The organism is Arcicella sp. GW458-12-2-14-TSB2 (assembly GCF_059423785.1).
The window spans coordinates 1-8,640 of sequence record NZ_JBWKYN010000221.1; the positions used below are offsets into that span (position 1 = coordinate 1).

An 8,640-nucleotide genomic window follows, 5' to 3' on the forward strand; every position below is an offset into this window, starting at 1 on the left:
GTTGAAATATTTCAACTGACCCTTTTTTAGTTGGAGTTATTCATATTAAACTTCCGAAATAAAGCAATCAATAAGGATTCATTAACGCTAGTTTTGCAAAAAAGTCTTCAAACATTAAATGAGTATCTAAGTGATTATAAACCCGAATCGGTCTTCCTTTATGATTATATTCGTAAGCCCCAAACTTATTGATTTTGGGAGCCAACTTAACTACATAACTACTTGAGGAGGGGTCTGCTTCAAAAGATGATTGAAGAGCTGTTAATAATACTAGAGGACTATCTCCTAAAACATAGGTCTCGCCAATATTATAATAAGGTTTGATTCTCTTCATCAAATTTTCTAACACAGTAGTCAAATAATTCCCCACTTTTCCTGTTGGTTTCACCTTTACCAAAAGTTGCGAGTAAGAAACGATACATTGTCGATAGGCATTTCTTGGAATTTGCCACAAAGCAATATTTGATTTATTGAATACAACCGCCCCTGCCGAAATGTCTATTTTAAGGTTGTATTCTGGGTCAGAAAAATTGGGTGGAGGTAATGCCAAGTCGTTATATTCAGGGCCACCAATCCAAATTAATGTTAACTTATTGGCTATTTGTGGGTTGGTTAATACAGCCGAAGCAATCTCCGTTAAACCTGCTCCGCAAAGCACATACAAAGGCAATTTAGTATCAGTGCGTAAAGCTTCTTGGATAATAAAATTTACAGCCTCACTTTTCACAGGAGTACTGTCATTCAACATAGCAGTATTTGAACCCGCAAAGACAGGGATATTATTTTTGATAGCCATTACTTGTAATAATTCCTTTGCTTTGTTGGCAGCATTATCAGCTTGTGTTTTAGAAGGGTCAAAGCCATCATTAACACTTAAGTGAGAGCCAATAATACCTCTTATTTCCACCGAGGGTGAAAGTAATAAATGTGCAAGCTGAAACAACCCATCAGGGTCGCCACTGAAATCATTATCGACGATAACTCTCATTCGGGGTATTACAGCATTGTTACTCGTAACATTCTGAGCGCAAGTTGTAGCGGCTACTATTAGCAGAAGCATTAATAGTAGAAGATTGTGTTTTTTAAGCATTGTTTTTCATGGTTTAACAGATTGATTAGAAAGCCAAATTTACATTGGTTTTCCAACTAAATTAAATCCATGAAATTATTTTCGGTATTGTTGGTGTTTTTGGGTAGGTCGCAAATACTAACAAAACGTACATTACAAGGGGTAAGAGGACGTAGCAGCATTGTCAACTTTTTAAAAGTTGACAATGCTAACGAGGTTATCCTATTATGTTGGTTTGTTGCAGACATACGTGTCTTTGGGAATATGCTAGGGCGAATCTATTTACATAAGTACTTCACTTGCAGACTTAATCTGCGTTATCTTTATCGTTCCGATTCAAAAAAAGACTTACAGTAACGAGGGGAATACGATGGTGCAATTCTTTTTCTAATTGTTTAAATATTTATTAGGAACATTTGTAGGAAAATAGTCTATACTATATGCTGCTTTTAATAATAAAGAGACTACTTTATAGATTTGTTGCTCTGTTCTTTGAAATTGTCTAAGCAATCCCATCATTGCATAACTTATTGGATTTACTGATGGAATGAATGTTTCCCATTCATAACCTTTTTCCCATATTAATCCCTGCACTGTTAGTGACAAATCTGCACTTTGTGAAACAAGATATTCAAGTACGTCAAGGCAAGCATTTGCATGTTGATTAACAGTATGGAAAATTGGGCTTTGCCCTCCAAATCCGAAATTATCAACTCCAGCTTTGTTATTGATGTCGATTCCATGATTTACAAGAATTTTAGCACATGACAAATGGTTATATTCTGCACAAATATGCAAAAGGGATACTTGATATAGAGGAGTAAAAGTGCAGTTTAATGAATATTTTTTGTATAATAGTGTTTTGTCATTAGTCAGAAGTCTGTCAAGTGTTCTTGCATCATCAAGTAAAACAGACAATAATACTTTGTCTTCAAATTTTAAACCATAATCTACAAAAGCTTTAATGCAGTCTTTGAATTTAGGGCTTCGCAGATACATGTTTATCATTTCATAAACAAGAGGTTTGTCATTGTGTATTTGATTTGGGTCAATACCATTTTCAAAACATTCTATAATTCCTTCTACTGAGTGAATCTCAAAGTCTCCAATAATTTTATGTAAATAGTCCATTTGAAATGATTGTTAGGTGACTCATAAAATAATGTTCGCCTTTATTGTTTTGTCGCTAACCTACATCGCTTTTTAGATAACTACAATTAGTGCAAAGAAGTACTTCACTTGCAGACTTAGTCAGCGTTTTAAAGGGTAAATTCAATCTCTTTAAACATATTCATTTTCTAACATTTGTGAAGCAATTAAATCAAAATCATGTTTATTGATTTCTAAAAAGCCAAATCTGAGCGGATATCCCCACGACTTTTTATTTTGAATAAATTGTAAATCATTAATGAGTGGTAAGATAGAAACGGCTTTGCTCTCAAAGAAATGTATATTTCGCCTAAACGGACAAAACTCTGGTGACATCTGATACTGATAGACCTCTTCATCTTTTACTTGCCCGATGGCTGTAAACTCTTGGCATTTATCATCTTGCCCCATGATGAGTTTTCCTGAATAATAAACGATATAATCATAAGGTCTCATTCTTCTAAGAGGGGAAGACTTTCCATGACAAGCTTGGGCAATACCTTCAGCAATGCCATTTTGAACGTGGTCTTTAGAAGCCACTATTATCCAATATTTCGTTTCAGCCATTGTAGTATTATTTTGTTGTCATAAATATAACGTACACGACTATAAAAAGCGACAAAAAAAAGATTTTGAAATGTTTACTTATAAATGTTAAACGAGTTAGGATTAAAAGGGTATTTACTTAATATAATTGGGAGATTCGCATTCTAACCAATATTCTACAATTATTTTTATGGTACTTTTTAATTTTTCAAAAGTATTAGGCTTAACAAAAAAGCCTTGCACTGACTTTGAATAAGCATCAACAACGTACTTTTGTTCGGCACTTGTAGTAAAGAATAAGTACGGAATACATTTTATTCTTAAATCTTCGTTTGTATTAATTTTTTCTCTTAATTCTATGCCGTTTAATTTGGGCATATTTATATCTGAAAGGATAAGGAAAGGTTCTAGTGAGGTCTTAATCAAGTAGTCAAGTGCTTTTTCTCCTTCTTTAAAATAGATAATTTCGTTTTTAAAATTAAGCTCTTTAAAAATTTCATCTAAAATCTCTTGATCGTCGATATCGTCTTCTATCACTATTATTGGCCCAGTTTTGTTCATTTTTTAGTTTTATATATTTTTAAAAAGCATTAAATCAGACCTTCTTATTCTAATGCTGGCAATAAGCAAAATGTAATCATTAAATACAACTAACATTGAAAGTTAAATGATGTTTTACAAAATCATCTTATAACCCATATCAAAAAATCTACAGTATATTGCAAATAAAATATTAATCCCCAAATGACTTTCAGAAATCGTCTTCAATATTTACTCGTTAAACGTCTCCAAATTGCTAACAAAATGGCTTTGTCGCTGATTCAATCTGGGGTGATTATGGTCAATGGTTTGGTGGTTCATGAGAATGTCATTATCAACCTTGAAGATGAAGTCGTTTATAATAATCAACTTATCAAAGAAGGTAAAAAAATGATTTATCTAGCCTTCTATAAACCCAGAGGCATAGAAACGACATTGAATACAAACATTCCTGAAAACCTGAAAGAGATTTTGCCTTTTGAAGACGCGCTGTTCCCAGTAGGCAGACTAGATAAGGAATCAGAAGGCTTATTATTATTGACCAATGATGGTCGGCTGTTTGATAAAACCCTTCGTAAAGAACACCAAACTGAAAAAGAGTATCTAGTGACGGTCGATAAAGTAATAGATGAAGAATTTATTACTAGAATGTCAAACGGTATACAAATCATGGGTAAAATGACTTTGCCATGCAAGGTAGAAAAAATCACGGATTTCAGTTTTAAGATTATTTTAGTGCAAGGGTTGAATAGACAAATCAGGAGAATGTGCTATCAATTGCACTACGAAGTATTAGAACTTATCAGAACCCGAATAGGGAATGTATTATTAGAAAACCTAACGCCCAGTACATACAGGCATTTATCAATGACAGAAATTCAACAGGAAGTTTAGCCAATGATAGGTATAAGCAAAATGTTTTGCTATTTTCGTCTTTCATTCATCAATTAAAAATCATGAACAAAAAACACTTTACTAAATTATTATTAACCCTGATACTTATTCCAGCAGGATTGTTTGCTCAGGGCATTAATTGGGATACTGATGGAACTTCTTATACAGCATTAGAAGGTAGTCAAATCTCAAGAGTAAGTCTTCCCTCTTTACAAAAAACAGTTATTGTTACATCAGATTTATTGATTCCTAAAGGTCAGACCTCTGCTTTATCAATCAAAAGCTATACCTTTTCTGATGATGCTAAAAAAGTATTGATTTTTACCAACAGCAAAAAAGTATGGCGTTATGAAACGCGTGGTGATTATTGGGTATTAGACATTGCCACCAAACAACTTAAGCAATTAGGAAAAGGCATGCCAGTATCATCTTTGATGTTTGCGAAGTTTTCGCCTGATGGGTCAAAAGTTGCTTATGTTTCAAAACATAATATTTATGTTGAAGACCTTGCCACCAATAAAATCAAAGCATTGACCAAGGATGGAACTACGAAGTTAATCAACGGTACTTTCGACTGGGTATATGAAGAAGAATTTGACTGTAGAGACGGTTTTCGTTGGAGTCCAGATAGTAAATCTATTGCCTATTGGCAGATTGATGCTAATACCATTCGTGATTATTTCATGTTGAATACCACAGACTCTATCTATTCGCAAGTAATTCCTGTAGAATATCCAAAAGTAGGAGAGAAGCCTTCGGCTTGTAAAGTAGGCGTTGTAGATATTGCTACTGCTAAAACGATTTGGATGAAAGTGCCGGGAGAATCAACCAATAACTATATTCCTAAAATGGAATGGGCAGGTAATTCATCTGAAATCATTATCCAACAATTGCCACGTAAGCAAAACGAAACAAAATTGATGCTTTGTAATGCTAAAACTGGCGTAGCCAAAACTTTTTATAGCGAATCTGATAAAGCTTGGGTTAATGTAAATAACCGTGCAGGAGAGTCTGTAGGCTGGGATTGGTTGAAAAATGGAAAAGATTTTATCTGGCAATCGGAAAAAGATGGCTGGAATCACTTATATATTGTTGGAAAAGACGGTAAAGAAAAGTTGATAACTGCGGGTGATTTTGATGTAATTAGTTTCTTAGCATTCAATGAAGAAACAAATGTAATTTACTTCACAGCTTCGCCAGAAAATGCTACGCAACAATATTTATATAGAACTACGTTAGATGGAAAAGGAAAAGCAGAGAGAGTTTCACCTTTGAACCAAGCAGGAACACACAGTTATAATGTTTCGCCAACGGGTAAGTTCGCTCAACATCGTTTTACTAGCTCGACAGTTAGTCCCGTAAGTGAAATGATTACGTTGCCCGACCATAAGCCTTTTAACGAAGCAGAAGGTGTTGATGCGAAAATAACCAAGCAAAAACCAAGAAAAAATAAGGTTGAATTTTTAAAAATCAAGACCGAAGATAACATCACTGTGGATGCATGGATGGTAAAACCTTATGATTTTGATTCTACCAAAAAGTATCCAATCGTATTCATGGTTTATACAGAACCAGCTTCTGCAACGGTAAAAGATACTTATTCGGCTGGCTCAAATGGTTTATACGTTGGTGATATGGCAAAAGATGGTTATATCTATGTATCAATCGATGGAAGAGGAACGCCATCTCCAAAAGGTCGTGAGTGGAGAAAAGCAATTTATCGTAAAATTGGACAAATCAATATCCGTGACCAAGCAATGGCAGCGAAGGAGTTATTGAAAAATAAATACATCGACCCAACAAGAGTAGCAGTTCATGGTTGGAGTGGCGGAGGGTCAACTACGTTAAATTTATTATTCCAATATCCAGAAATTTATCAAACAGGTATTGCTGTAGCGGCGGTAGCTAATCAGCTTTCTTATGATAATATTTATCAGGAAAGATATATGGGTATTCCTCAAGAAAATCGTGAGGATTTTGTAAATGGTTCTCCGATTACTTATGCTAAAAACTTGAAAGGGAATTTATTATACATTCATGGAACAGGCGATGATAATGTACATTATCAAAATGCTGAAATGTTAGTGAATGAATTAATTAAGTACAACAAACAGTTTCAATTTATGGCATATCCAAACCGTTCGCATGGCATTTATGAAGGCGAAGGAACAAGAATGCACTTGAATACTTTGTACACTAATTACTTGAAACAATATTGCCCACCAGGAGGAAGATAATAATAGCTGTGAGTGATGAGCTTTGAGCATTCAGCTGTATTTCAACATGAGTCATCCCGAATTTTCTCTAAAAATAGTGAGTTTTAGATGATTTTTGAGTTTTTGTAATTTATTCTCGTCCTTACTTTTTGCCTTGATGCAAAAAGTAACAAAAAAATCAAGAATTCCTAAACTCGCTATCGCTCAAACAGTAGGAATTCGTTGTTCATCAATCATAAAAAAGCGGTCGAAATTAGTTTTTCGACCGCTTTTTTATGATTTTGAAATTCGGGATGACTCATGTTGAATCCTTTTTAACAAAGCTACAACACAGAACCTTTTATCCCTTCCAATAATCCCTTCCAAAGCGTATAGAAAAATGGCTTGTCAGGTATCCTCTGATAATTGATAATAGCAACTCTTGGAGGTTTCTTTCCTGTTGGATTACTTTTTTTGATGACAAATGTATTAGCTATAAAAGATAGTAATTTCCGTTTTTTAAAGACACCGTCTTCAGGAGGGAATTTATATATCATTACATTTAAGTCTTGATAGAGCATCGTAGTAGAACCCTTCAGCCCGAATTTATTTCCATGCATATCAAAAGCAAAATAACTAAGATATCCTTCTTGAGCCTTCGCCATTACTAAGGCTTCGGTTACCTGATTTACAGTGGCTATTTGCATATTGAATACTTTACCATTACAACTAAAATCTCCTTGTTTATCTGCTATATTGAAGCGAAAGGAGAAATGAACGTTTGCTTTATTTATCAATTTAGATTTCAAAAAAACCATACAATTTGGATTTTTTGCTAAGGGGACAGAGTCATTCGTGAAATTATGTACATAACCATTGGCTTTGTCAAAAATCACGTTGCCCACTAAATTTGTTTGAGGATTGTATTCAGAATACGTTATTTTAAAACGACTTAATTTTATCGTATCAATTAAAAATTTAAGTTGCCATTTCCTAAAAGCTTCATGAGGAAAAGGGCGATAATCCATTTTCTTATGTGGTTTGAAAAGACGCGTGTCTGTAAATACATTTATCTGTCCATTGTTAATGCCAAGGTTTTTCGCATATATTTTTTTCTCCTCAAAAAGCTTGTGTAAATCTATAGAATCTAGTTTGATATTTTTACAAATAATACTGATTCTATCATCCCCATCAGTTTTATTGCCATAGGCAATTTCTTTATACTGAGGTTCATATTCCAAGTGTTCAAGCGATAATGATTTAGATTTAGTAGAGAATAATAATTCCTTTATTTTAAATTTATTCAATGAATCCTCTGTCAGTATTTCTAGTTTGTCTAACTTGAAGACACACTCTTTCATATAATAAAAACGACTTTTATCACGATGAGACGTTGAGTCTATCAATAAGTCGGTGAGTTCAATATCTAAATGTTCAACCTTACTGGTACTAGGCGTTTTCTTTTCAGAATGATTAATAAAAGTAAAATTGATATTATCTAAACTTACCTTTTCTACAGAAAATGATTTTACAAATTTTGAAAGTATCGTATAGAAAGGTGTAATTGTCTTGAAAGAATTATAATATTGCCTGTGATGGTTAATCTGAATAACGGGTTCTTTAATGCTGATTGATTGTAAGTGTAACTTTGATGAAAAAATAATTTTCCAAGGATTAATTCCTGTTAAATGAATTTCATCTACTTGAGCTTGATAAATATTATCAGGCATTTTTTTTGCCAAATCCAGTTGCTTGTACAAAGTAGTATCTGCTTGCCAACGCACGCCCAAAATGCGAGCATCACCACCAGTAATATTATACTGAATGTCTTTGAAATCAATGTGATATAAACTATCAGTACTTTTTAATACTGCATATTGAATCCGTTTTGATAATAAAGGCTTTAATCCCCATAGCCCTACGATGGTAGCGATTGCTAAAAATGCAAGTAATGTATAAAGACTAATAATTAGTCCTTTTTTGAAGCGATTTTTTGGATTTTGTGTCATAGAATTAATGGTAAAGAGTCAACTACTTAAAGACCTAAATTTCTATGCCAGTAGATAGTAAAATAGCAGTATTACTATAAAATAAATGTTAGTTTGTCCAACATACTTAACATAAGTTGATTTACTGATTGATTTTCACGATTTTAATAAAGAATAAGATTGGATGTATTTTAAATAAATAATGGAAAACAAGCAGCATTAAAGAATGTTATCACCCAGCATTCAAATATTTTAATTG

General features: G+C 33.4%; 7 protein-coding genes. 2 read left to right on the forward strand and 5 right to left on the reverse strand.

From position 1 onward, the window contains the following. Positions 1 to 67: 67 nt before the first annotated feature. The 4 genes from AC07XN_RS21825 to AC07XN_RS21840 all read right to left on the reverse strand — a co-directional run bounded on the left by AC07XN_RS21825 (position 68) and on the right by AC07XN_RS21840 (position 3,325). Positions 68 to 1,090 (reverse strand): nucleoside hydrolase, encoded by a 1,023-nt coding sequence (locus AC07XN_RS21825; RefSeq protein WP_494744587.1) that lies wholly within the window; start codon positions 1,088 to 1,090, stop codon positions 68 to 70. Positions 1,091 to 1,456: 366 nt separating this feature from the next. After that, a complete protein-coding gene (locus AC07XN_RS21830) occupies positions 1,457 to 2,200 on the reverse strand; it encodes an ankyrin repeat domain-containing protein (protein ID WP_494744588.1) in 744 nt (247 codons plus the stop codon). Between the two features lie 150 nt (positions 2,201 to 2,350). Next, positions 2,351 to 2,785: an EVE domain-containing protein gene (locus AC07XN_RS21835; RefSeq protein WP_309920085.1), complete on the reverse strand. Its 435-nt coding sequence runs from the start codon at positions 2,783 to 2,785 to the stop codon at positions 2,351 to 2,353. Between the two features lie 114 nt (positions 2,786 to 2,899). Further along, a complete protein-coding gene (locus tag AC07XN_RS21840) occupies positions 2,900 to 3,325 on the reverse strand; it encodes a response regulator (protein ID WP_309920083.1) in 426 nt (141 codons plus the stop codon). A gap of 183 nt (positions 3,326 to 3,508) precedes the next feature. On the opposite strand from AC07XN_RS21840, the gene AC07XN_RS21845 reads away from it, so the two are divergent. Together AC07XN_RS21845 and AC07XN_RS21850 are read left to right on the forward strand one after the other, a co-directional pair. Continuing rightward, positions 3,509 to 4,198 carry a pseudouridine synthase gene (locus AC07XN_RS21845; RefSeq protein WP_494744589.1) on the forward strand — a complete coding sequence of 230 codons (690 nt, stop codon included), beginning with the start codon at positions 3,509 to 3,511 and terminating at the stop codon, positions 4,196 to 4,198. A gap of 62 nt (positions 4,199 to 4,260) precedes the next feature. Next, complete coding sequence (locus AC07XN_RS21850) at positions 4,261 to 6,435, forward strand: S9 family peptidase (RefSeq protein ID WP_494744590.1); 2,175 nt, start codon at positions 4,261 to 4,263, stop codon at positions 6,433 to 6,435. 302 nt (positions 6,436 to 6,737) lie between these two features. Here the strand turns inward: AC07XN_RS21850 and AC07XN_RS21855 are convergent, their stop codons facing one another. Next, a complete protein-coding gene (locus AC07XN_RS21855; protein WP_309920073.1) occupies positions 6,738 to 8,402 on the reverse strand; it encodes a hypothetical protein in 1,665 nt (554 codons plus the stop codon). Positions 8,403 to 8,640: the final 238 nt, after the last annotated feature.